The sequence below is a fragment of the Roseibium sp. M-1 genome (assembly GCF_054515675.1).
The window spans coordinates 2,606,691-2,628,553 of the sequence record NZ_CM137257.1 but is presented as its reverse complement, the minus strand read 5'-3'; the positions used below and the strand labels follow the sequence as shown (position 1 = coordinate 2,628,553).

Below are 21,863 nucleotides of genomic sequence, written 5' to 3'. Positions count from 1 at the left end.
GGGGCCATGTCGAAACGCTGGCTCTATCTGGCGCTGCCGCCCTTTCTGCTCGTGGCCGCCGCCTTCGTGCTGGTTCAGCTCTTTCTGGAGCTGGACGAGGACAGCGTCGACCGCAAGGCCGCGGAACGCCTCAGCCTCTACCGCCAGACGATACTGGGCGAATACCAGAAATACCGCTACCTGCCCTATATGATCGCCCGCGACCCGCGGGCAACGGTTGCCCTCGAACTCGGGCGGCCGGTGGAAAGTGCCAACCGCTTTCTGGAGGAGATGGCGGAAAACTCCGGCGTTGAACTCCTTTATGTGATGAATGACGACGGCACGACGCTCGCTGCAAGCAATTGGCGGGACGAACTGTCGCTTGTCGGCCGCAACTACGGCTTCCGGCCCTATTTCAGATTGGCGATCGGGGGCGAGGAAGGCCGGTTCTTTGCCATCGGGGCGACATCGGACGAACCCGGCCTGTTCCTGGCCCGGCCGACGCCGGTGACGGGTGAGCCCGTTGGCGTGGCGGTTGCCAAGGTGGACATGGGACCCCTGGAGGAGGCCTGGGCCGAGGGCGGCGAGACGGTCTTTGCCTCCGATGCCAATGGCGTGATCTTCCTCTCCAGCCAGCCCGACTGGCGTTACCGCACGCTCGACGTCCTGCCCGACGATGTGCGGCGGATGATCGAGACGACACGTCAATATGCCGGCCGCGAGCTGAACCCTGTCAGCGACCAGCATGTGGAGGCAAAACAGCAACTCGTCATCGACGGTCAGGCCTACCGCCACAATGCCGCCGATGTCGGTTTGCTCGGCTGGACGCTGCATTTCCTGGTGCCGGTGCAGGAGACGCGCAAGAGCGTGCTGCCGATCTGGGCTGCGGCCATCACGCTCTGCCTTGTCTATGCGGTCATCGTTCTGGTGCTGCGCGGCCGGCGTTTGCGCAAGGCCTCCGTGCTGCTGCGCCAGGAATCGGCGGATCTCAAGGAACTGAACACCCGTCTCGTCGAAGAGATCCAGGAACGCCGGCGGGTGGAACGGGAACTTCTGGAAGCGCAGCGCGGCCTGGCACGGTCCAACCGGCTTGCGGCTGTCGGCGAGATGTCGGCCGCCGTGGTGCACGAGCTCAGCCAGCCGCTTGCGGCGCTCAGGATGTTCGTTGCCGGCACCCGCAAGTTCCTGGAAAAGGGCGACGCGACAACGGCCGCGGAGAACCTCGATGAGATAGACTCCCTGCAATTGCGCATGGCGAGCCTCACCCAGGAACTGAAGCGCTTTGCCCGTCCCGGCGAAAGCCGGATCGAGAAGGTGGATCTGAGGGACAGCGTGCGCGCGGCTGAAAAACTTGTACGCCCGCGCTTCGAGGAAACCGGTGTGCTGCTGAAGCTGGACCTTCCGGACGAACCGCTGGAGACGGAAACGGCGCCGCTCAGGGTGGAGCAGATCCTGGTCAATCTCCTGCGCAACGGTGCCGATGCAGCCGCGGCGGAAGAAGCGGGCATGGTCTCGCTGAAGGCGGGCCGGCAGGACGGGCAACTGCTGGTGCAGGTCTCGGACAACGGTCCCGGCATTCCGGATGATCTGCGCGAGCGGATTTTCGATCCGTTCTTTTCCACCAAGGCCAGCTCCGGCGGCATGGGGCTCGGTCTGGCCATCTCCATGCGTCTTGCCGAGGATCTGGGTGGCGGCTTGTCAGTGCGCGCAAACGTGCCTAATGGAGCCTTGTTCGAACTGAAACTGCCGGCGCTGGTCTCAAGCGCCGGCGCAGCGGAACAACCGCGCGAAACGGAACACGAAGCCGCCGAATGACAGAGCCTTCCGACAAGATCCCCGTTCTCATCGTCGACGACGACCCGTCCATGCGGGCAGCCCTGAGGCAATGGATCAGGCTTGCCGGGTTCGAGACCCAGGAGGTCGCCACGATTGCCCAGGCGCTGGCAAGGCTCTCCGCAGACTTCCGCGGCTGCGTCGTCTCCGACGTGATGCTGGAGGGTGAGGATGGTGTCGCATTGCTGCGCAGCATCGGCGAGATCGATGCCGACCTGCCGGTGGTGCTGATCACCGGTCACGGCGATGTGCCGATGGCCGTCGAAGCGATGCGCTCCGGTGCCTATGACTTCGTCGAGAAACCCTTCGATCCCGACCATATTGCCGAGGTGGTGCGCAAGGCTTGCGACAAGCGCGCGCTGGTTCTGGAGAACCGAGCCCTCAGGATGCAGCTTTCCGACGGGGCAGGGCTGGAAAGCCGCCTGATCGGCTCCAGCCCGGCCATGCAGGCGCTGCGTCAGCAGATCCTGCATTTTGCCACCACCGATGCGGCGGTCCTCATCACCGGCGAGACCGGGACCGGCAAGGAGGTGATCGCCCAGGCCCTGCACGATTTCAGTCCGCGCAAGCCCGGCCCCTTCATGGCCATCAACGCTGCCGCGCTGCCCGAGGCGATGGTGGAGGCCGAGCTCTTCGGCCACGAGGCGGGCGCCTTCACCGGCGCGGACCGGCAGCGGATCGGCCGGATCGAGGCGGCCAGCGGGGGCGTGCTCTTTCTCGATGAAATCGTCTCCATGCCGCTCGCCCTGCAGCCAAAACTCCTGCGGGTTCTTCAGGAGAAAAAGGTCGACAGGATCGGCGGGACCAGGCCGGTCGACGTCGACATCCGCCTCGTCAGTGCCGCCAATGTCGACCCGCGCGAGGCTGTGCGGTCCGGCCGGCTGCGCGAGGATCTGCTCTTCCGCCTCAACACCATCGAGCTGCGCGTGCCGCCGCTGCGCGAGCGCGGCCGTGATGCCCTGCTTCTCTTCGACACCTTCCTCAACCGCTTCGCCGTCCAGTACGGGCTTGCCGTTCCGGCGACCAGTGCACGGGACGAGGCTTTCCTGCAGACCTATGCCTGGCCCGGCAACGTGCGTGAGCTGCGCAACGCGGCGGAGCGCTTCGTGCTGAATGCCCCGGTCAGTCCGCAGCCCCTGGAGGCGCTGGTAACCGGCCGGCGGGAAACGGGTGCTCTGCCCTCCGGCGGAGGGCTGAAGGATCTGATGGACGCCTATGAGCGCAACCTGATCGAGGGCGCACTGCGCCGTCATGGCGGGCGTATCACCGACGTCATGCAGGAACTCAACCTGCCGCGCCGGACCCTCAACGAAAAGATGACCCGGCTTGGTCTCAGCCGGGATCTGGCGAGTGCCGAGACGGCGGACGGGTAGGGCGCTTCGATATTGTCCCGGTGTCTCATTAAACCCTCCACCCTCATCCTGAGGAAGCGCGTGAGCGCTGTCTCGAAGGATAGGCGGCATACTCCGGAACAAGTGGCCGATCCTTCGAGACGGACCTGACGGTCCTCCTCAGGATGAGGCTGGACTTGTGGGATACGCTTCCAGAAATTGCACATCAGAAGGCTTGGCATCTTGGCGGATTTCCGCCGAAGCGCCCGAAGGATCGGCAAGATCTTGCCGAGCTGCACCGCAGCATGCCGCCGAGGGAAATCCGGCAAGTCGCAATTTCCCTGGAGCATTCTGCATTCGAATGAACGCAGATAAGTTGCTCTATTTCTTTGGAAACGATCAGCTTTTGGAAGGTCAATCGATCTCGAATGAGCTTCCGCTGATCTCAAGAAAGTGTTGCCAGAGGAACTTGGCACGGGTCATGCTACGGCTTCATCGACTTGGTGCGGGCCTGATGCGCGAGGAGTGTGCAGGCCGAGCCGCCAAGGAAATGAGCAAATGTCTTGGGAGGATTGCATGCTCTTTTCACTGAAGTCCGCAACCGCTGTATCCGCGGCTGCGCTGTCTCTGGTCTTTGCAACCGAAACCTTCGCTGCCGACGTCACCTGGAACGTCTCGCTCTGGGGCAAGCGCCGTGCCTTTACTGAACATGTCGAAAAGCTGGCCGAGGAAGTGGCCGCCAAGACCGACGGCAAGTTCGAGATCAAGCTGCAATACGGCGAGGCCCTGTCGAAGTCGCGCGAAAACCTGGACGGCATCTCTTTCGGTGCGTTCGAAATGGCCCAGATCTGTGCGTCCTATCACCCGGACAAGAACCCGAGCCTGACGGTTCTCGAATTGCCGTTCCTCGGCGTGAAGGACCTTGACCAGGAAACCAAGGTGTCGATGAAGCTCTATGAGCATCCGGCTGTGAAGGAAGACCTCGGCCGCTGGAACGCCATGGCCCTGATGCCTTCGCCGATGCCGCAGTATAACTTTGCCGGCAAGGGCGACGTGCCGGCGACGATCGCCGATTTCGAAGGCATGCGCGTGCGTGCGCTCGGCGGTATCGGCGAGCTGATGAGTGCCGTCGGCGCGGTGCCGACCTCCGTGACCGCCTCTGAAACCTATCAGGCCATCGATTCCGGCACGGTACGCGCTGCCAGCTTTGCGCCCCACGCGCATCTCTCCTTCAAGGTGATGGAAGTCGCCAATTGGTGGACCAAGAACCTGAACCCGGGAACGGTCCAGTGCCCGGTGGTCGTCAATATCGACGCCTACAACGCCCTGCCGGACGACTTCAAGGCGGCGCTCGACAGCTCGGTCGATCCCGCGATCGCCCACTACATCGCAGCCTATGACGAAGTCTACGAGAAGTGGTGGCCGGAGCTGGAAAGCCGCGGCATCACCCAGGTGGAGTTCTCCGACGAGGAACTGGCGGCCTTTTCTGAAAAGGCAGGCCCGATCCAGGCCAAGTGGGTGGAAGAGCAGTCCGCGAACGGTCTGCCGGCCCAGGATATCCTGGACATGGTCAAGACGACCCTTGCCGAATAAGCCCGGTTAGCCCGGTTTCACCCAAAAACTTCCCGGCGCATAACGCGCCGGGAAGGCATCGCTCGGGGCTTGTCTCATGCACTTTTCTGATCCCGGAGGACGTTCCGCATCGGAGCGCCCGGTCACCTATATCCGCTTCGATGGCTGGCTCGGCCATATCGAGAATGCCTTCAATCTCTTCGCCGCCGCTGCCATCCTGGGGCTGATGCTGCTTGCTGTTGTTCAGGTGATCGGACGCCTGGCCTTCAACATGCCGGTGCCCGGCTTCATCGATATCACCGAACAGGCGATGGCGATCTTCGCCTTCGCGGGCGTTGCCTACTGCCAGCGCGTCGGCGGGCACATCCGCATGGAAATCGTGCTCGGCAGGCTGAGCGGGCGCACGCTTTACATCTGCGAAATGCTCGGCGTCATCCTGATCGCCTTCACGGTCGCGCTGCTGATCTGGGGCTCGTTCTACCATTTCGACCGGTCTCTTTCGATCGGTGACAGCACCATGGACATCCGCCTGCCGACCTGGCCGTCCAAGTTGATGGTGCCGGTTGCGCTTGGCCTGTTGTTCCTTCGCCTGCTGCTGCAGATCTACGGCTACGCCCGTCTGGTCGCCGACCCGTCCCGCGAGCCGATCGCCGTTCCGCTGATCGAGGGGGTCGAGGAACACGCAAAACATGAAATCGAGGAAGCCTTCGGGGACGACGTTGCAGAGGGAGACGCGCGATGACGCCGTTTGAAGTAGGCATCCTGATGACCGGCGTCCTGCTGGTTCTCGTCGTTATCGGCGTCCGGGTTGCCTTTGCCGCGGCCTTTACCGGGCTCGTCGGACTGATCGTGATCTTCTCCTTGAAGATGGGCTTTTCGAAGGGCTTCTTCGTCGCCCTGCAGATGGCCGGAACGATCCCGCATTCCAAGTCGGTAACCTACGCCCTGTCGGTGCTGCCGACATTCATCCTGATCGGCTTCCTGGCCTTCTACGCGGGCTTCACCAAGCAGCTTTTCGAGGCTGCCAAGCGCTGGCTAGGTTGGCTGCCGGGCGGCATGGCCGTCGGCACGGTCTTCTCCACCGCCGGCTTTGCCGCGGTCTCGGGGGCGTCCGTCGCAACGGCCGCCGTCTTCGCCCGGGTCGCCATTCCGGAAATGCTGGCAGCCGGCTATTCCAAGCGCCTGTCCGCGGCGGTCGTTGCCGCCGGTGGCACGCTCGCCTCGCTGATCCCGCCCTCGGCCATCCTGGTGATCTATGCCATCCTGGTTGAACAGTCCGTCGGCAAGCTGCTGATCGCCGGTTTCCTGCCGGGCGTCTTTTCCGCCGCGATCTATATCGGCATCATCGTGGCGGTTGCTGCCTGGCGCGGCGACGCGCCTCCCGTTGGGGGCTTCACCTGGCGCGAGCGGTTCGAAAGCGTTCCGGGAACCCTGCCGATCATTGCCGTCGTCGCGATCATCTTCTGTGCCTTCTTTTTCGGTCTGGCGACACCGACCGAAGCCGGCTCCCTCGGTGCCTTCGTGGTGCTGATGGTCGCCTTCGCGAAAGGCATGAAGACCCGACAGCTCGGCCAGGCCCTGCACGAGACCGCAAAGCTCACCGTGATGATCTTCACGCTGATCTGGGGCGTGCTGGTCTATGTGCGCTTTCTCGGCTTTGCCGGCCTGCCGGACGCCTTCAAGGACTTCATCGTCGCGCTCGACTATTCTCCCTGGGTGGTGATGGTCTGTATCCTGCTGGCCTACGCGGTGCTCGGCATGTTCATGGATGCGATCGGCATGCTGATCCTGACGCTGCCGGTGGTTTATCCGGCGGTGATGGCGCTGAACGGCGGCGAGGGCGTCTCAGCGGCCGACAGCGCCTTCGGCATGTCGGGCGAGGCCTGCGCGATCTGGTTCGGCATCCTGGTCGTGAAAATGGCGGAGCTCTGTCTGATCACACCGCCGATCGGCCTCAACTGCTTCGTGGTGTCCGGTGTCAGGCCCGACATTCCGGTGCAGGAAGTCTTCCGCGGCTGCGTGCCCTTCTTCGTCGCGGACGTGTTGACGATCGCAGGCCTGCTCGCCTTCCCGTCGATCATCACCATCCTGCCGGAGCTGATGGCGTAAGGCGGCGGCGAACAAGTCACCTTCAGACAAGTCACAAAGCAAACGCCGCTGGAAGATGTTCCAGCGGCGTTTGCTTTCGGCGGATCTCGATACGATTGGTCAGTCAAACACATGCGCACGGCTTGTCGCCGTGTCGAAACGGTTCGGACCTGGCGTGCCTGCAAAGAAGCCGAGCGCGAAAAACAGAAAAATGCCGTAGAAAATGTTTACGATCGGCACAAACAGCAGCAACAGCCAGAATCCTGAAACGTCCCTGTCGTGCTGGCGCCGGACAAGCAGCGACCAATAGCTGATCGTCGAGATAATCAGCAGGACGGAGCATATATATCCTGTCGGTGTACCGTAGATGGCCAGAAAAAACGCAATCTGGACTTCGATCTCCGTCATGGAATCGCGTCCCGCGGTCAGAGCCTGAAGCGCAGGCCAGGCCGCCTTGTACAGGGTAACCAGCAACAGAATGTCGACGAACCAGCGGGCAAAACCGATTATCCAGTATTCCGCACGTCCGATGCGTCCATAAAAACTGAAGCACGTCACCAGAAAGAAGCGGATCATTTTCCAGACTGAGAAGGTCTCCTCTGCCTGAAACTGCGCAGGAGCCCCATAGCCGGTGGATGCGTAGGACGCTCCGGCATAGGCGGCGCCGGCTCCGGATGGTGCCTGTTGTGATTGTGAAGTACCCCATCGCTGCCCGACATTTGGCGTAAGGCCGCGTTTTCCAAATTGCTTTCTTTGCATCGGTATCGGTGCCCCCGTCCGAAATGAAATTGTCAGAACGAAGTGACGTTACGCGAGGCAACTTAAGATTGACCAAAGGGATTTGGTTAAATCTTGCTGAAATTACGGAGGAGAATTGTCTTGGCGAAAAGTAAGAAATAGCCGTGAAACGCCTTATTCCTCGGTCCGCCCCGGGTTTTCCCGGTCGTGCTCGTAGTGCCTGGAAAGGGGAAAGGACGGCAACCAGGTCTCCCGGCGTACGGTCCAGAGCTCGTAGGTCGGTTGCAATTGATCCGGTGCGTCCAGCGACCCGAGATTGACCTCAACCTCGTCGCCGGAACGGCCGAAAACGCTCGAGCCGCAGCGGGGGCAGAAATGGCGGCCGCCATAATTGGCCAGCTCGCCAGAAACCGTCACTGCGTCTTCCGGAAAGACTGCCGAGGCATGGAACAGCGCGCCGTGATGCTTGCGGCAGTCGAGGCAGTGGCAGATGCCGACACGGTAGGGGCGGCCGCTGGCTTCAAAGCGGAGGGCACCGCACAGGCACCCGCCGGTGAAAAGATCCATTTCGAGGTCTCCCTTTAACGCTGGTTCCTTCACGAGAAAGGAAAACCTCAGAACAGGTCGCCTTGACCCATTGGAGGTGTTTTGGCAGCCGACGGTTTCTTCACCTTGGCGGGCTTGGGGGCGGCGCTGTCGCTGAGGGCGACCGCATCGACCGTGCCGTCGGCAAGCTCGATGGAGAGGGCCGCTCCCGACGCGATTGCCGCGGCTGAGCGCACCGGCTGGCCGCTGTCGTCGCGCACCACGGCATAGCCGCGCGCCAGCACATCCTTGTAGGAGAGCGACTTCAACAGTTTCTGCAGACCGTCGAGCCGGGACTTCTCCTGGGTAAGGCGGGCAAGATAGGCCCGCTCGAGCCGCTCACCGAGCCCGGTCAGGCGCTCGCCGCCAAGGGTGGTCTGTTGCGCGAGCCTGGCCGGTGTCAGCCGCGTGGCGACGGCCTCATAGGCCTGGCGTTTCTGGGCAACGGCAACCCGAAGCGCCCGTTCCTTGCGCTCTGACACCTGCACGAGATCCTGCCGTGCCTTGCTGCTGAGCCGTGTCAGCAGGATCGGCGACAGGCGGCCGGCAAGGTTCTGGAAGTGGGTGCGATGGGTGCGGGTGCTGACGATCAGTGACCTTTCAAGCCCGCTGGCGAGATTGTCGAACTTCTGCCGCGGCAGGGCGAGCAGGTCCTGGGGCGCCGGCAGGGCCGCGCTTGCGGCCCTGAGTTCCGTACGCCGGCCCGTGACGAAACGTACAAGGCCGGAATTCAGCCGGCGCGAGCGGTCGTCGACCATCGCCATCAGCTCGGCCTTCACCGGCACGGCGATTTCGGCGGCACCTGTTGGCGTCGGTGCGCGCAGGTCCGCTGCCAGATCGATCAGCGTCCAGTCGGTCTCGTGGCCGACGGCAGAGATCAGCGGGATCTGGCTTTCAGCCGCGGCCCTGACGACGACCTCTTCGTTGAACCCCCAGAGATCCTCGATGCTGCCGCCACCGCGCGCGACAATCAGAACGTCGGGCCGCGGGATCGGGCCGTTCGGATCGAGTGCGTTGAAGCCGCGGATGCCGTTGGCGACCTCGGCCCCGGAGGTCTCGCCCTGGACGCGCACGGGCCAGACAAGCACATGCAGCGGAAACCGGTCGGCGATGCGATGCAGGATGTCGCGGATGACAGCGCCCGTCGGTGAGGTAACGACCCCGATGACCTTCGGCAGCGGCGGCAGCGGCCGCTTGCGCTCCTCCGAAAAGAGCCCCTCGGCGGCGAGTTTCTTCTTCCGCTCTTCCAGAAGCGCCATCAGCGCTCCGGCGCCGGCCGGCTCCAGGGCGTCGATCACCATCTGGTATTTCGACTGACCGGGAAAAGTCGTGATCTTGCCGGTGGCGATCACCTCCAGGCCCTGCTCGGGCTGGATTTTCAGCTTGGAGGCGACACCCTTCCAGATGACGCCGGACAGCACCGAGCGGTCGTCCTTGAGATCCAGATAGATATGGCCGGAGCCCGGCCGCGAGATCCTCCCCAGTTCACCGCGCACCCGCACATAGCCGAAGGCATCCTCCATCGTGCGCTTGATGGAGAAGGAGATTTCGGAAACGGAGAATTCGGCGACGTTGGACGGGGTTTCGCTCACGCGGGTGATTCCTTGTTCTTATCCGAAAGTGGCCGCTCGGGCAGGGAGGGTCAAGGGGCGGTTCGGGCGGCAGGCGCTGAGATGCTCTGAGCCAGTCTATTCGCCGGGAAATTGCCGAGGGGGGTGAGAGGCATTGCAAGAATCAACTAGGCTTGGCCGACGGCAGGCAGGAACCTGTCCGCCTTGAAACCCACACAATCGAGCGCATAGTGACCGACCATGGCCAAATATGAGTTCAAGATGCAGCGACTGTTCTTAAGACATATTCTCGCCGATGGCGCCCGGATCGAGGCGGATCGCAGCCAGGCGAATTACCTGATCAATGTGCTGCGCATGAAGGACGGCGATTACGTTCTGGTCTTCAACGGCAGCGACGGCGAGTGGCTGGCGAAAATTACCAGCAACGGCCGCCGCGACTGTACCCTGCAGCTGATGGAACAGGTGCGCGAGCAGACCGTCGCCAACGACCTCATCTATATGTTCGCACCGCTCAAACATGCCCGGCTCGACTACATGGTGCAAAAGGCGGTGGAAATGGGAGCCGGCAGCCTGAAACCGGTCCTGACTCAGCACACCCAGGCCAGCCGCATCAACGTGGAGCGGATGGAAGCCAACGTCATCGAGGCGTCCGAACAATGCGGCGTTCTGTCGGTGCCGCAGGTGCTGGCGCCGCAGCCGCTGAACGACGTGCTGGACGTCTGGAACGAGGCCCAGCCCGGACGCCGGCTGCTGTTTTGCGACGAAGCGGAAGGAACGGACAATCCGCTCCTGACCCTGGCACAAATGAAGGAAGCCGGACCACCTCCGCTGGCCATTCTGATCGGCCCGGAAGGCGGGTTCTCCGATGAGGAACGCGCACGCCTTCGCAGCCTCGACTTCGTCACGCCCATTCCGCTCGGACCGCGGATCCTCAGGGCGGACACGGCGGCCGTCGCCGCTCTTGCCGTCATCCAGGCAACGCTCGGCGACTGGAGATAAGACCATGCCGCAGGAGATCCTTCCGCCGGAGCGCGCAAGACCGGGACAGGTTTCGCAAAATGCCGGATTGGGAGGCAATCCTCAGGCAAAGTCCACCGAGCCTGGTCAAAACCGGAAATTCCGCCTGCCGGTAGGCGTCGCGCTTGGTCTTGTGTTCTCCGTCCTGCTGGTGGTGATCTGCGGCATCATCATAATCTATATGGCTGCTTCCGACCGGCGCATCGCCGGACGGCTGCTGGACGAACAGGGCGTTGCTGTGCTGCGCGGCTATGAAGCTGCACTCAACGGCTTCTTCAGCGAGCAGCAGCTGCTCTTCCACTCCATCGCGGCCCGTGCCGGGGAAGAAGGCCGGCCGCTCAGTGACAGCGATCTTGCGCCTTACGCCAAACTGATACCGGAGGGCGCCAGGCTGGAACTCGGGACGGCCGTTCTCACCGAGAATGCACCGGATCAGCTGCCGGAAATGGCCTGGTCGGATTTCGAGACCCGCCAGGGCTTTGACACGGCGGTGAAGACCGCTGAAATGGACCTCGGCAACGGGCAGCTTCTCACCGGCCTTTATCCGCAGCCCGTCTTTGCGGGCCTGGCCGAAGGCATGACCTTCGAGGGACGGCAACAGGTGTTCATCCTCTCCGGCAAGGAACGGACGATTGCCGTCGGTGGCCTTCCGGCGAGCGACTTTGCTGCCACACCCGAACAGTCATTGCCGCTGCTGAGCAGCCTGACGGGCACGCCGCTGCATCTTCTTTGGGCCCCGAACGACCAGTCCCATGACATGGGCGGCTCGGTCACCGGCCGCGTCTTTCCCGGCGACGTCGGCATGTTCACCGCGCTCTATATGGAGGTCGCTTCGGGTCCCGCAAAAGGCTGGATCCTCGGCACGCTCTACAAGGCCGAAGAGTTCGGGGCCGCGCTCGACCAGACCCGTATCGTGCTCTATGCGGCGCTGGTCGCGCTTGTCGTCGGGGCGCTTCTCTCCTTTGCGGTCGGCCGCATGCTTGGGCGCCCGCTGATCCGTCTGGCCGAAACCGCCGCGGGCCTGCGCCGTCTCGACTTTGCCGCAACCGGCAAGCTGCCGAGGTCTCGGCTGAAGGAACTGGACGACGTCAACCAGGCCTTCAACGGTTCCCTCGGCGCGCTCAATGCCTTTGCCCGTTATGTGCCGCGCCAGTTGGTTTCGCGCCTCATCGAAGAGGGCATGACGGAAGCGCGCAATATCGAATTGAGGGAAATGACCATTGTCTTCACCGACCTGGCGGGCTTCACCGGCATGGCGTCCCACCTGAGCGCGGAAGAAACGGCGGCCTATCTCAACGGCTACTTCGAGACGGTGTCCGAGGCGGTTTCCGAGCGCCAGGGCACGATCGACAAGTTCATTGGCGACGGGGTGATGGCTTTCTGGGGCGCGCCCTCCGACCAGCCCGACCACGCCGCAATGGCGATTGCCGCCGTCAAGGCTCTGGCAGAACGGATCGAGGCGGCACCGGGAGGCTCGATGCGGGTGCGCATCGGTGTTCATACCGGCAAGGTGGTCGTCGGCGATATCGGCTCCGAAGCCCGGATGAACTATACCGTCATCGGTGACGCGGTGAATGTCGCGGCAAGGCTGCAGGAATACGGCAAGCAGGTGGACCCGGAGGCGAAGGTGATCGCCCTGGTCAGTGGCGACACCATGGCGCAACTGCCGGAGGGGATCAGTGCCACCAGCCTCGGTCCAGTGGCGCTGCGTGGCCGCACCGAAGCGTTATCCGTCTTCAGGATCGCGTGAGATCCACGCCGCGTCGTTTCCTCGCTTGCATTCTTGTTTCAGGAAACCTAAATCACCGAAGCTCAAAAGCGTTCCTCCCTGGAACGCGCCGGATCACTGCGGTTTGTGGGGGGCAGCCTTTCGGGCCGCGCAGTTTTAGGACGCTTTCATGGCCCGCGATACGGTCGATTCCACCCCGATTGAAACAGTTGCGGATCTGGCCGCGACGCTGGAAGCGGGCAACAAGCCGGAAGACCAGTTCCGCATCGGCACGGAGCACGAAAAATTCGGCTTCTGTCTGAACGAATTGTCGCCTATCCCCTATGAGGGGGAGAAGGGTGTCGAGGCGATCCTGAGCGGCATGGAAAAGCTGACCCGCTGGGAGCGCATCGAAGATGCCGGCAAAATCATCGGTCTGGCCGACGACAAGGGCGGCGGAGCCATCTCCATCGAGCCGGGCGGACAGTTCGAACTTTCCGGTGCGCCGCTCGACAACCTGCACTTGACCTGCCGCGAAGCCAACCAGCACCTTGCCGATGTGCGCAAGGTTGCCGAACCGCTCGGCATCGGGTTCCTCGGTATCGGCATGACGCCGACCTGGTCGCGCGCCGACATGCCGCGCATGCCGAAATCGCGCTACGACATCATGACCAACTATATGCCGAAGGTCGGCACGCTCGGCCTCGACATGATGTACCGGACCTCCACCATCCAGGTGAATCTCGACTTCTCGTCCGAGGCCGACATGGTGCAGAAGATGCGCGTCGGTCTGGCGCTGCAACCGGTCGCTACCGCAATCTTCGCCAATTCCCCCTTTACCGAGGGCAAGCCGAACGGCTTCAAGTCCTTCCGCGCGCAGATCTGGACCGATACGGACAATGACCGTTCGGGCGACATCCCTTTCGCTTTCGAGGACGGTTTCGGCTTCGAGCGTTACGTGGAATGGGCAATTGATGTGCCGATGTATTTCGTCAAGCGCGGCTCGACCTATTACGACGTCACCGGCACCACGTTCCGCCAGTTCATGAACGGCGCGCTGGAAGGCAAGGTTCCGGACGCGACGCCAAATATCGGCGACTGGAACAACCACCTGTCGACGCTCTTCCCGGATGTGCGGCTGAAGAAATACATCGAGATGCGCGGAGCCGACGGCGGCCCGTGGCGGCGCATCTGCGCCCTGCCGGCGCTCTGGGTGGGCCTGCTCTACGACCAGGGCGTGCTCGACCAGGCCTGGGAGCTCGTAAAGGACTGGACCCGGGAAGAACGCGCGGCCCTGCGGGCGGGCGTTCCGAAGACCGCCCTGCAGACCCCGTTCCGCAACGGCACCGTTCTGGATGTCGCGCGCCAGGTTCTGGAGCTCTCCCAGGAAGGCCTCAAGCGCCGCAACCGTCTCAGCGACGGTGACCTGGACGAACGCGTGCATCTGGCGCCGATCGAGGAGGGACTTGCGTCCGGCATGTGCCCGGCCGACGTGCTGCTGCAGCGCTACAACGGCTCCTGGAAGGGCGACGTCAACCAAGTATACCGCGACTACGCCTACTGAGGCAGAAACACTTTCTCCGCATGATGTTGTGGGGACCTGACTGCTCACGCAACTGCTAGAATTGACCTGACGCCCGCAAAGGGTCACTCTGCTTGCGAAGGATCTTTTTTCTCAAGGCCTTGCAACAGCGTGACCGGAGCAGTGCGATGACTGGCAGCGGGACGGGAGCCCCCCCATTCGACATCTTTTCCCTGTCGGAGGATGTGCGCAACCGCTTCGGCTGGTCCAACGAGGACCTGAGCCGGGTGATGGAACAGCTGATGCCGGCGGCTTTCAACGGTTTCCGGCACTTCGGCAGTTCGGTTCCCGGCTTTACCGAATTTCTGGGACCGTCCTCGCCGCTTGGCGGCGGCGGAGTTCAGCTTCCCTTCGGCGGTTATTCCGGACTGTTCCAAACCCCGTCCGATGCGGCGTTGACGCCCTTTTTCGGCCCGGAAGCGGTGCAGAAGGCGCTTGCCGGTCAGATATCGGGCCTGACGGGCCTGCAGAGCGATGCCATTCAGGAAATGATGCCGGTCGCGGCGACCCTCGCGCTTGGGCAGATCGCCCGGCCGTTCGTGCAGGGGGAGGCGCGCAATCTGCTGGATGCTTACTTACGTGGTTTTGCCAGGGGACGGCCGAAGCCGGCACCAACGCCCGCCGACTATCTTCAGGGGTATACCGATGCGATGAAGGCCTTCTGGGGCGCTTTCCTGCAGCCGGCCAGCATTGTCGCCAAACCCGCCGAGCCGGAGCCGGAGCCTGAACCGGAAGAGGAAGACCTGCCGCCGGAAGAAGAGGAAGCTCCGGAAGCGGAAGCCTCGGAATTTGAGGAAATGGTGACCAGCTGGATGTCTGCCGGGCGCGACTTCCAGTCGAACCAATTCAAGGCCTTCGACAGCTTCTTCGAAAAGGCGTCGCGCGACCTTCGAGGCGCTTGACCACTTTTTGACAGCAATTCGTTGTTAGTCTCTCCTTTGAAAATGAAGTCGTGTTGAAGGTTGGCGTGGTGCCGACCCGACAAAATCCCTCCGGACTTCCCAGTCGGCTTGACGGGAAGGTCCGGCAAGAATGACCGAAATGGCAACGCTGAAAACGCAACACGCAAGAAGCCGGTTTTCTCAAGCAGCTTCCTTTTGCCTGATGGTTCTGGTCGTGGCTTCCACCGTTCAAGTGGCCGGAGCGCAGGAAAAACGCAAATTCACGATCGCCTATGCAAGTGAATGGTCACCCTATTCCTACGGCCTTGGGACCGAGGTCGACGGCATGCTGCCGCGCCTGATGGACAGGATTTTTGCCGGCATCGACGGATTCGAGCTGGTACATGACGGCCTGCCCTGGGAGCGTGCGCAGCAGGTGTTCTTTGGAGGCCGGGTTGACGGGATGGTTGCCACGGCAACACAGAAACGTCTCATGCATGCCCGCAAAAGCAACGAGGCCGCGCTGGAAATTCCGTTCCATCCGATTGTACGGAGGGGCAGCCCGCTCAAGGACCGTCTCCTGAAAGACCAGAGCCTCGCCGAGCTGAAAGACTACCGGTACTGCGATGTTCTCGGAAATGGCTGGGCCGAAGAGTTCTACCGGAAGAGACATATTGAATTCTCCATTTCCCCGACAATCGACAACTGCCTGCAGCAGCTGAAGCTGAACCGCGTGGACATCGTCATTCACGCAAAACCGGTCCTCGAGATCTTCAGCAAGCAACTGGGTCTTGAGGAAGAGCTGGAAATTGTCGACCTGAAATACGATGAAAGCCCGCTCTTTCCCTTGCTCGTCTCCAACGCCTACGCGGCTGGAGAGGAGCTGATCGAGCAGTTCGACCGGGAAGTCGAACGCCTGAAGGAGGGCGATGTGTACGAGGAGTTCATGGACGAATTGGTGGACCGTGAAAAGGGCAAGCCTGCGTCCTGAATCCGAACGGTCTGCCGGCGAAACGGCAAAAAAAGACCCGCCGGAGGGGGCGGGTCAGTTTCGTCAGCAAGGCTATGCCGACAGGGGCTGCAAAAAGGGGAAGTCAGCCGAAAGCCCAGGCAATAGGCTGGGGATCAGGCGGCGAGCTGGCCGGTCTTGCCCGCTTTCACGAGCGAAATCAGCGTGGCTTCCTGCGGCGCATTTGCTGCGCGCAGGGTGAACGTATCGAGCTGCGCCGCGGACCCGCTCACCAGAGTTGTCGGATCTGTGTAGAAGGGGAGCGCCATGGCACGTCGAACGTCGCTCCGGGTAAGCCCGATGTCTTTCAACTGCTCGTCCGACCAGTCATTGAGTTCGGCGAACTGGCGGCGGTTGTTGAATACGCGCCAGACACGGGCAGCCAGTTGCCCGAGAAGAGCGAAGACCGGGGTGGAAGCGGAATGTGTCATGGCATAAGTCTCCTGTTGGCGGCCGGAGGCATTTCCGACAGCCTGTTCCTTGCCTGAATTGGCAGTCCTTGTTGGGAACATCCTTTAGATGGACTGTTTCCTGCTATAATTCCAACGAATGTTTTTGATTGAAATAATCACTTTTTGTGAAGTGATCACCTTGAGCCCAAAGCGGCCCATGGCTCTGCAGGCGAACGGCAAAAACATTTCGTGGCTGAATAGGTTTCGTGCTAAGCATAATCATTGCTTATCAGTGGAACGCCCATGCTCGATCTCGACCAGCTCCGGACTTTCGTCGCCATTGCCGAAAGCGGCAGTTTCACCAGGGCGGCGGACAATGTGCACAAGACCCAGTCCGCGGTGTCGATGCAGATGCGCCGGCTGGAAGAGAGAATCGGCAAGCCGTTGTTCGTCCGGGTGGGGCGCCAGTCGCGCCTGACGGAACATGGTGAGCGGCTCCTGCATTATGCGCGCAGGCTGGTCCAGCTCAACGACGAGACGATTGCCGCCTTCGACGACACCGAACTTGCAGGGCTAGTGCGGCTCGGCACGCCGGACGACTACGCCGATCGTTTCCTGCCGGAAATCCTGGCAAGGTTCTCGCGCTCCAACCCCAAGGCCGAAGTCAGCGTCGTCTGCGCACCGACCCCCAATCTCGCCGACATGATCGCCGAAGGGGAGCTGGACGTCGCCATCATCACCCACGTTCAGAAGAAGGGCCGCCAGAACGTCGACCTGGTGCGGCGCGAACCTTTGCTTTGGGTGGTTTCCGCCCGCCATGCGGTGGAAAACGAATCCCCGCTGCCCCTGGCGCTTGGCCGGGCTACCTGCGATTGGCGCCGGGCTGCCGTCAACGCTCTTTCCGACCAGATGCGCGAGCACCGGCTGCTCTATTCAAGCTGGAATTCGACGGCGGTCGGGGCGGCGGTGCTTGCCGGGCTCGCCATTTCGGTTCTGCCGGAATCGGCATTGCGCTCCGGCATGCGGGTCCTGACGGAAGCGGACGGCTTTCCGCGCCTGCCCGATTGCGAGATCGGCATCATGCGTTCCTGGCACAACAGTTCCCGCGTCACCGACGCTCTGGTGGAGCACATCGTTTCCTCGCTCGACAACCTGTCCGTACCGCAGGCAGCCGAATAGTCTCCGGCAGGAGAAAATTCTGACGAAATTTCAGAATGTTACGTGTGGTGGTGCGTGCCGCCGGCAATCAAATACCAATTGAAACGTAAGAGATGGTGATGTATCTTCTCTTGATCGATTAGAGTTTCAAATCACACCACTGGTCCGTGGCTCAATTACAGGGTCCCGCATGAATCACGCGCTGGATATTGATCAGCTTCGAACGTTTTTGGCGATCGCAGAGCTCGGCAGCTTCACCAAGGCAGGTGAGGCTGTGCACAAGACCCAGTCGGCCGTGTCCATGCAGATGCGCCGTCTGGAGGAACGCGTCGGCCAGCCGATCTTCATCAAGGACGGACGCCAGTCGCGGCTGACCGAAGATGGCCTGCGTCTCGTCGAATTCGCCCGCCGGATGATCATCCTGAACGACGAGACCCTGTCCGCCTTCAACGGTCAGAAGGAAGTCGGCCATGTGAAGCTCGGTGTGCCGGACGACTACGCCGACCGGCTGCTGCCGCAGGTTCTGGCGGCCTTCAACAGGCTCAATCCGTCGATCGAGGTTCAGGTGGAGTGTGTCTCCAGCGCAAGGCTGACCGAGGCGATCCGCGAGGGGGCAATCGATGTCGCCATCACCACATCCGGCGATACCAACGATCTGCGCGGTGAAATCATCCGCCGTGAACCGCTTTACTGGGTCACCTCGACCCAGCATTCCGCGCACACGCAGGAGGTGATCCGGCTGGCGCTCGGACCGGTCACCTGCGGCTGGCGGCGCCTTTCCATGGATGCGCTCGACCGTGCCGGCCGGCAGTATCGGGTGTCGTACACCAGTTCCAGCGCGGCAGCTCTCGTCGGCGCCGTGCAGGCAGGTCTCGCCGTGACGGTGTTTCCGGAAAGCGCCATTCGTGACGGCATGCGCATCCTGGACGAAAAGGACGGCTTTCCGTCGCTGCCTTTCTGCGACATTGCGCTTCTGCGCTCAGACAACGCCCGCGAGGCGATGCACGACACGCTCTGCAACCATCTGGTCGCGGCCATCGGCAATGTCGGCAACGGCAGCGCCCAGATGGCGGCGGAGTAAGCTCAGGTCATCAACGGTGAACTAACCGTTGTCATCCCGGCCAAGCGAAGCGCGAGCCGGGACCGGGGAGGCAGAAGCGACGATTTTTTGTTTGAAATCGTTGGCTAATGTTCCGGCTCCCCGGTCCCGGATCTTCGCTTCGCTGCGTCCGGGATGACGATTGAATGACTTGTTGCCTTGGCAAACGTTTTCAACGCGCGCGCAGCATCATGATGTTGCCGCCAAGAACGCAGATGAGACCTGCCGCGGCGACGGGCGTCCAGTGATAGCCCTCGAAGATCGTCGACAGGGTCAGGGCCACGACGGGGAAAAGGACGGTCGCATAGCCGGCCCGGGCAGAGCCGATCCGGCCCAGCAGCGTCAGGTAGGACGCAAAGGCGATCACGGAGGCGACGACCGCGAGATAGATCAGGCTGCCGAGATAGTTCACGGACATTTCGACGGCAAAGCTCTGTCCCCGCAGCAGCGAGAACACGCCAAGAAAAATCATGCCGTAGACCATGCCCCAGGCGGTGGCGGGCGTCACGCCGATGCCGCGTCGCTGAGTGTCGGCCGACAGCATGTTGCCGAGGCAGAAGGACAGTGTGCCGCCGACACACATGGCAAGGCCGAGTGCGGCTTCCGTGTCGAACTCCGCGCCGGAAAGCTTCGGCCAGAACATCAGGCCAATGCCCAGGAAGCCGAGCAGGCCGGCGCCAAGCGCGACAGGGTTGGGGCGCTGGCCGAAGAGGATCAGGCCGAGGAAGAGGTTGAAGATCGATGCCGTGGAGAAAATGACCGCGAGAAGCCCGGACGGCAACACGGCCGCGCCGTAATAGAACAACGTGAAGTTCGTCGAGAAGATGAACGCCCCGAGACCGGCAAATCTGAGGTGATCCTGCCATCGGAAGGAAAGATTGTGCCCGCGAAACCGCGCCCAGGCCATCATGATGGCGGCGGCCAGAACGAAGCGCCAGAACACGGAAACTTCCGGTGCAACTGTCGCGACCTGGCCCTTCATCGCGATCCAGCTGAAGCCCCAGGCCAGGACGGTCACCGCGTATAGGCCGTAGTCGGCAGGGCTGAAGCCTGCGGAGGCGGGACGAAGGCTTGGCGAAGCGACACTCATGGGGCAACCGTATCTGGGGATGGTGCGGCTAATGTGAAACTCAAGTCACTTCAACGCAAATGATTGTTTTTGATGTTTCCATCAAGCAGGTAGATGAATATGGTCTGTGCCGGACAGGCCGGAAGCGCCGGCTGGAGCCAACCGTGAAACGCTCAAAGGGTGGGCAATGCATTTTCTAGTCATCGAGAATTATCCGAACACGGATCTTGGCATTCTCGGCCGCGAAGCCGCGGCGCTGGGGCATAGCTGGAACCTCGTCAAAGCCCAGGACGGCGACGCGTTGCCACAGGACATTGCCCCTTATGCCGGACTTGTGGTTCTGGGCGGGGCGCAGAATGCGCTGGCGGACGACGACTATCCGCATCTGCCTGAGGCCTGTGCGCTGATCCGCGCATTTCATGACAAGCGCAAACCTGTGATGGGCATCTGCCTCGGTTCCCAGCTTGTCGCGCGGGCCTTCGGCGGAGGCAATCTGCTCGACCGCCCGATCGAATTCGGTTGGCGCGACGTTGTTCCGACTGAAGCGGCAGAAGGTGACCCTGTGGTGAATGCGCTCGGCGAGGGTGCGCCGCAGTTCCACTGGCATTCCGACACGGTCACCCTGCCGGAGGGGGCGGTTCATCTGGCTTCCAGTGCCATGACTCCGGTGCAGGCGTTTCGCCTGGGACAGACCACTTACGCGTTGCAGTTCCATTTCGAGACCGGCCTGCAAGAAGTCAGAAGCTGGTCGGAGAACTTCGCCGCGGACATCGCCAAACACACGCCGGACTGGGCAGAGCGCTTCGAGGGAGAAGCAAAGCAACATGCCAAAAGTGCCGACGCGGTGGGGGCGGAGATTTCGCGAGCCTGGCTGTCGATGCTCTGAGGGAAGAACGCGACGAGACCACCGGCAAAGCTGATCAATAGCTGGAAGCTTTCACCGCAAAAATACAATCGGAAATGACTCGAGCCCTGTCGCTCGCACTCCTCTCCGCCGCAAGGGGGAGAGGGGTGCGAGCGGCAAGGCTCTTTATTGCCTGTCCAGGCGCGAACTGCACGGTCCCTTCACGAAACCGGCCGAACCGAATCAGCGCCCAAGGCATCAAAGCACCAGGTTGTGCCGTCCGACCTTGTTGATGTCGGTTTCGCCGCACAGGCCCATGGTGACGTCGAGTTCCTTGTGCAGGATCTGCAGCACCTTGGTAACACCCTCCTTGCCCATGGCGCCGAGGCCGTAGATGAAGGCGCGGCCGATATAGGTGCTCTTCGCGCCCATCGCGACCGCCCGGAAGATGTCCTGGCCGGAGCGGATGCCGCTGTCGAAATGCACCTCGATCTTGTCGCCGACCGCGTCGACGATGTCCTGCAGCACTTCGAAGGAGGCAAGTGCCCCGTCAAGCTGACGGCCGCCATGGTTGGAGACGACGATGGCATCAGCGCCGACTTCGGCTGCGATCTTCGCATCCTCGACATCGTTGATGCCTTTCAGGATCAGCTTGCGGTTCCAGTGTTTCTTCACCCATTCCACCGACGACCAGTCGAGCGTCGGATCGAACTGGCTGTTGGTCCATTCCGCAAGCGAAGTCATGTCGCCGACGCCGGAGACGTGGCCGTGGATATTGCCGAACTGGCGGCGCTTGGTCTGCAGCATGTGCCAGCACCAGCGCGGCTTGAAGGCAAGGTCGAGCAGCACATGCGGCTTCGGCTTGGGAGGTGTGGAAAGGCCGTTCTTCAGGTCCTTGTGCCGCTGGCCAAGCACCTGGAGGTCCAGCGTCAGGACGAGGGCTGAACAGCCGGCGGCAGTTGCCCGCTGCATCAGGTTTTCCGAAAAGCCGCGGTCGCGCATGACATAGAGCTGGAACCAGAACGGGTTCTTGGTGTTTTCGGCAACATCCTCGATGGAGCAGACACTCATGGTGGAAAGCGTGAAGGGTACGCCGAATTCCTCCGCCGCCTGCGCCGCCAGGATCTCGCCATCGGCGCGCTGCATGCCGGTGAGGCCGACCGGGGCCAGTGCGACGGGCATGGAGACGTCCTGGCCGGCCATGGTCGTCTTGAGCGAACGGTTGTCGATGTTGCAGGCAACGCGCTGGCGCAGTTTCTGGCGCTGCAGGGCCGCTTCGTTGGCCTTGTAGGTGCTCTGGGTCCAGGAGCCGGTATCGGCATAGTCATAGAACATCTTCGGCACCCGGCGCTTTGCCAGGGCCTGCATATCCGCAATATCGGTCACTACAGTCATCGTATTCCTCCT

19 protein-coding genes are annotated in these 21,863 nt (G+C 62.1%); 13 read left to right on the top strand and 6 right to left on the bottom strand.

Features of this window, described 5'->3' with window-relative positions:
• Positions 1 to 6 precede the first annotated feature (6 nt).
• The 5 genes from ACX3M4_RS11860 (at position 7) to ACX3M4_RS11840 (ending at position 6,824) form a co-directional block, all read left to right on the top strand.
• A complete protein-coding gene (locus ACX3M4_RS11860; protein ID WP_459358784.1) occupies positions 7 to 1,794 on the top strand; it encodes a sensor histidine kinase in 1,788 nt (595 codons plus the stop codon).
• The gene (locus tag ACX3M4_RS11855) at positions 1,791 to 3,185 is read left to right on the top strand and encodes a sigma-54-dependent transcriptional regulator (RefSeq protein ID WP_459358783.1); all 1,395 of its coding nucleotides are present in this window, start codon (positions 1,791 to 1,793) and stop codon (positions 3,183 to 3,185) included. The genes ACX3M4_RS11860 and ACX3M4_RS11855 overlap by 4 nt, the downstream gene beginning before the upstream one ends.
• A gap of 534 nt (positions 3,186 to 3,719) precedes the next feature.
• Positions 3,720 to 4,736, top strand: a complete 1,017-nt coding sequence (locus ACX3M4_RS11850) for a C4-dicarboxylate TRAP transporter substrate-binding protein (RefSeq protein WP_459358782.1) — start codon at positions 3,720 to 3,722, stop codon at positions 4,734 to 4,736.
• 76 nt (positions 4,737 to 4,812) lie between these two features.
• Entirely contained in the window at positions 4,813 to 5,457 is a 645-nt protein-coding gene (locus ACX3M4_RS11845; protein WP_459358781.1) for a TRAP transporter small permease subunit, read from the top strand.
• The gene (locus tag ACX3M4_RS11840; RefSeq protein WP_459358780.1) at positions 5,454 to 6,824 is read left to right on the top strand and encodes a TRAP transporter large permease; all 1,371 of its coding nucleotides are present in this window, start codon (positions 5,454 to 5,456) and stop codon (positions 6,822 to 6,824) included. Before ACX3M4_RS11845 ends, ACX3M4_RS11840 begins: the two co-directional genes overlap by 4 nt.
• Before the next feature lie 99 nt (positions 6,825 to 6,923).
• Here ACX3M4_RS11840 and ACX3M4_RS11835 read toward each other — a convergent pair whose 3' ends face one another.
• From ACX3M4_RS11835 to xseA, 3 genes are all read right to left on the bottom strand, one after another.
• Complete coding sequence (locus ACX3M4_RS11835) at positions 6,924 to 7,379, bottom strand: DUF805 domain-containing protein (RefSeq protein WP_459358779.1); 456 nt, start codon at positions 7,377 to 7,379, stop codon at positions 6,924 to 6,926.
• A gap of 336 nt (positions 7,380 to 7,715) precedes the next feature.
• Positions 7,716 to 8,108 (bottom strand): GFA family protein, encoded by a 393-nt coding sequence (locus tag ACX3M4_RS11830; protein WP_459358778.1) that lies wholly within the window; start codon positions 8,106 to 8,108, stop codon positions 7,716 to 7,718.
• A 47-nt stretch (positions 8,109 to 8,155) separates the two neighbouring features.
• Positions 8,156 to 9,718 (bottom strand): exodeoxyribonuclease VII large subunit, encoded by a 1,563-nt coding sequence (gene xseA / locus ACX3M4_RS11825; protein WP_459358777.1) that lies wholly within the window; start codon positions 9,716 to 9,718, stop codon positions 8,156 to 8,158.
• A 219-nt stretch (positions 9,719 to 9,937) separates the two neighbouring features.
• On the opposite strand from xseA, the gene ACX3M4_RS11820 reads away from it, so the two are divergent.
• The 5 genes from ACX3M4_RS11820 (at position 9,938) to ACX3M4_RS11800 (ending at position 15,876) form a co-directional block, all read left to right on the top strand.
• Positions 9,938 to 10,696, top strand: coding sequence for a 16S rRNA (uracil(1498)-N(3))-methyltransferase (locus ACX3M4_RS11820; RefSeq protein ID WP_459358776.1), 759 nt, complete (start codon positions 9,938 to 9,940; stop codon positions 10,694 to 10,696).
• A 4-nt stretch (positions 10,697 to 10,700) separates the two neighbouring features.
• Positions 10,701 to 12,464, top strand: coding sequence for an adenylate/guanylate cyclase domain-containing protein (locus ACX3M4_RS11815; protein WP_459358775.1), 1,764 nt, complete (start codon positions 10,701 to 10,703; stop codon positions 12,462 to 12,464).
• Positions 12,465 to 12,612: 148 nt separating this feature from the next.
• Positions 12,613 to 13,986: a glutamate--cysteine ligase gene (locus ACX3M4_RS11810; protein ID WP_459358774.1), complete on the top strand. Its 1,374-nt coding sequence runs from the start codon at positions 12,613 to 12,615 to the stop codon at positions 13,984 to 13,986.
• 146 nt (positions 13,987 to 14,132) lie between these two features.
• Positions 14,133 to 14,906, top strand: coding sequence for a DUF937 domain-containing protein (locus tag ACX3M4_RS11805; RefSeq protein ID WP_459358773.1), 774 nt, complete (start codon positions 14,133 to 14,135; stop codon positions 14,904 to 14,906).
• Positions 14,907 to 15,036: 130 nt separating this feature from the next.
• Complete coding sequence (locus ACX3M4_RS11800) at positions 15,037 to 15,876, top strand: substrate-binding periplasmic protein (protein ID WP_459358772.1); 840 nt, start codon at positions 15,037 to 15,039, stop codon at positions 15,874 to 15,876.
• A 134-nt stretch (positions 15,877 to 16,010) separates the two neighbouring features.
• On the opposite strand, the gene ACX3M4_RS11795 is transcribed toward ACX3M4_RS11800, so the two are convergent.
• Positions 16,011 to 16,325 (bottom strand): DUF1127 domain-containing protein, encoded by a 315-nt coding sequence (locus tag ACX3M4_RS11795; RefSeq protein ID WP_459358771.1) that lies wholly within the window; start codon positions 16,323 to 16,325, stop codon positions 16,011 to 16,013.
• 264 nt (positions 16,326 to 16,589) lie between these two features.
• Here ACX3M4_RS11795 and ACX3M4_RS11790 point away from each other — a divergent pair, with 264 nt between their 5' ends.
• Together ACX3M4_RS11790 and ACX3M4_RS11785 are read left to right on the top strand one after the other, a co-directional pair.
• On the top strand, positions 16,590 to 17,465 hold the full coding sequence (locus tag ACX3M4_RS11790) for a LysR substrate-binding domain-containing protein (protein WP_459358770.1): 876 nt from the start codon (positions 16,590 to 16,592) through the stop codon (positions 17,463 to 17,465).
• Positions 17,466 to 17,634: 169 nt separating this feature from the next.
• Positions 17,635 to 18,525: a LysR substrate-binding domain-containing protein gene (locus ACX3M4_RS11785; RefSeq protein WP_459358769.1), complete on the top strand. Its 891-nt coding sequence runs from the start codon at positions 17,635 to 17,637 to the stop codon at positions 18,523 to 18,525.
• Positions 18,526 to 18,715: 190 nt separating this feature from the next.
• On the opposite strand, the gene ACX3M4_RS11780 is transcribed toward ACX3M4_RS11785, so the two are convergent.
• Positions 18,716 to 19,633, bottom strand: a complete 918-nt coding sequence (locus ACX3M4_RS11780; RefSeq protein ID WP_459358768.1) for a DMT family transporter — start codon at positions 19,631 to 19,633, stop codon at positions 18,716 to 18,718.
• A gap of 166 nt (positions 19,634 to 19,799) precedes the next feature.
• On the opposite strand from ACX3M4_RS11780, the gene ACX3M4_RS11775 reads away from it, so the two are divergent.
• Positions 19,800 to 20,498 carry a type 1 glutamine amidotransferase gene (locus ACX3M4_RS11775; protein ID WP_459358767.1) on the top strand — a complete coding sequence of 233 codons (699 nt, stop codon included), beginning with the start codon at positions 19,800 to 19,802 and terminating at the stop codon, positions 20,496 to 20,498.
• A gap of 216 nt (positions 20,499 to 20,714) precedes the next feature.
• On the opposite strand, the gene ACX3M4_RS11770 is transcribed toward ACX3M4_RS11775, so the two are convergent.
• Positions 20,715 to 21,851, bottom strand: coding sequence for an alpha-hydroxy acid oxidase (locus ACX3M4_RS11770; RefSeq protein WP_459358766.1), 1,137 nt, complete (start codon positions 21,849 to 21,851; stop codon positions 20,715 to 20,717).
• Positions 21,852 to 21,863 lie beyond the last annotated feature (12 nt).

What these genes read in the sequence shown, in the direction of transcription:
- ACX3M4_RS11830 (WP_459358778.1), bottom strand. Translation starts at nt 8,108, where the DNA reads ATGGATCTTTTCACCGGCGGGTGCCTGTGCGGTGCCCTCCGCTTTGAA.
- ACX3M4_RS11800 (WP_459358772.1), top strand. Translation starts at nt 15,037, where the DNA reads ATGACCGAAATGGCAACGCTGAAAACGCAACACGCAAGAAGCCGGTTT.
- ACX3M4_RS11855 (WP_459358783.1), top strand. Translation starts at nt 1,791, where the DNA reads ATGACAGAGCCTTCCGACAAGATCCCCGTTCTCATCGTCGACGACGAC.
- ACX3M4_RS11790 (WP_459358770.1), top strand. Translation starts at nt 16,590, where the DNA reads ATGCTCGATCTCGACCAGCTCCGGACTTTCGTCGCCATTGCCGAAAGC.
- ACX3M4_RS11775 (WP_459358767.1), top strand. Translation starts at nt 19,800, where the DNA reads ATGCATTTTCTAGTCATCGAGAATTATCCGAACACGGATCTTGGCATT.
- ACX3M4_RS11860 (WP_459358784.1), top strand. Translation starts at nt 7, where the DNA reads ATGTCGAAACGCTGGCTCTATCTGGCGCTGCCGCCCTTTCTGCTCGTG.
- ACX3M4_RS11780 (WP_459358768.1), bottom strand. Translation starts at nt 19,633, where the DNA reads ATGAGTGTCGCTTCGCCAAGCCTTCGTCCCGCCTCCGCAGGCTTCAGC.
- ACX3M4_RS11840 (WP_459358780.1), top strand. Translation starts at nt 5,454, where the DNA reads ATGACGCCGTTTGAAGTAGGCATCCTGATGACCGGCGTCCTGCTGGTT.
- ACX3M4_RS11815 (WP_459358775.1), top strand. Translation starts at nt 10,701, where the DNA reads ATGCCGCAGGAGATCCTTCCGCCGGAGCGCGCAAGACCGGGACAGGTT.
- ACX3M4_RS11805 (WP_459358773.1), top strand. Translation starts at nt 14,133, where the DNA reads ATGACTGGCAGCGGGACGGGAGCCCCCCCATTCGACATCTTTTCCCTG.
- ACX3M4_RS11785 (WP_459358769.1), top strand. Translation starts at nt 17,635, where the DNA reads ATGAATCACGCGCTGGATATTGATCAGCTTCGAACGTTTTTGGCGATC.
- ACX3M4_RS11850 (WP_459358782.1), top strand. Translation starts at nt 3,720, where the DNA reads ATGCTCTTTTCACTGAAGTCCGCAACCGCTGTATCCGCGGCTGCGCTG.
- ACX3M4_RS11770 (WP_459358766.1), bottom strand. Translation starts at nt 21,851, where the DNA reads ATGACTGTAGTGACCGATATTGCGGATATGCAGGCCCTGGCAAAGCGC.
- ACX3M4_RS11845 (WP_459358781.1), top strand. Translation starts at nt 4,813, where the DNA reads ATGCACTTTTCTGATCCCGGAGGACGTTCCGCATCGGAGCGCCCGGTC.
- ACX3M4_RS11810 (WP_459358774.1), top strand. Translation starts at nt 12,613, where the DNA reads ATGGCCCGCGATACGGTCGATTCCACCCCGATTGAAACAGTTGCGGAT.
- ACX3M4_RS11795 (WP_459358771.1), bottom strand. Translation starts at nt 16,325, where the DNA reads ATGACACATTCCGCTTCCACCCCGGTCTTCGCTCTTCTCGGGCAACTG.
- ACX3M4_RS11820 (WP_459358776.1), top strand. Translation starts at nt 9,938, where the DNA reads ATGGCCAAATATGAGTTCAAGATGCAGCGACTGTTCTTAAGACATATT.
- ACX3M4_RS11835 (WP_459358779.1), bottom strand. Translation starts at nt 7,379, where the DNA reads ATGATCCGCTTCTTTCTGGTGACGTGCTTCAGTTTTTATGGACGCATC.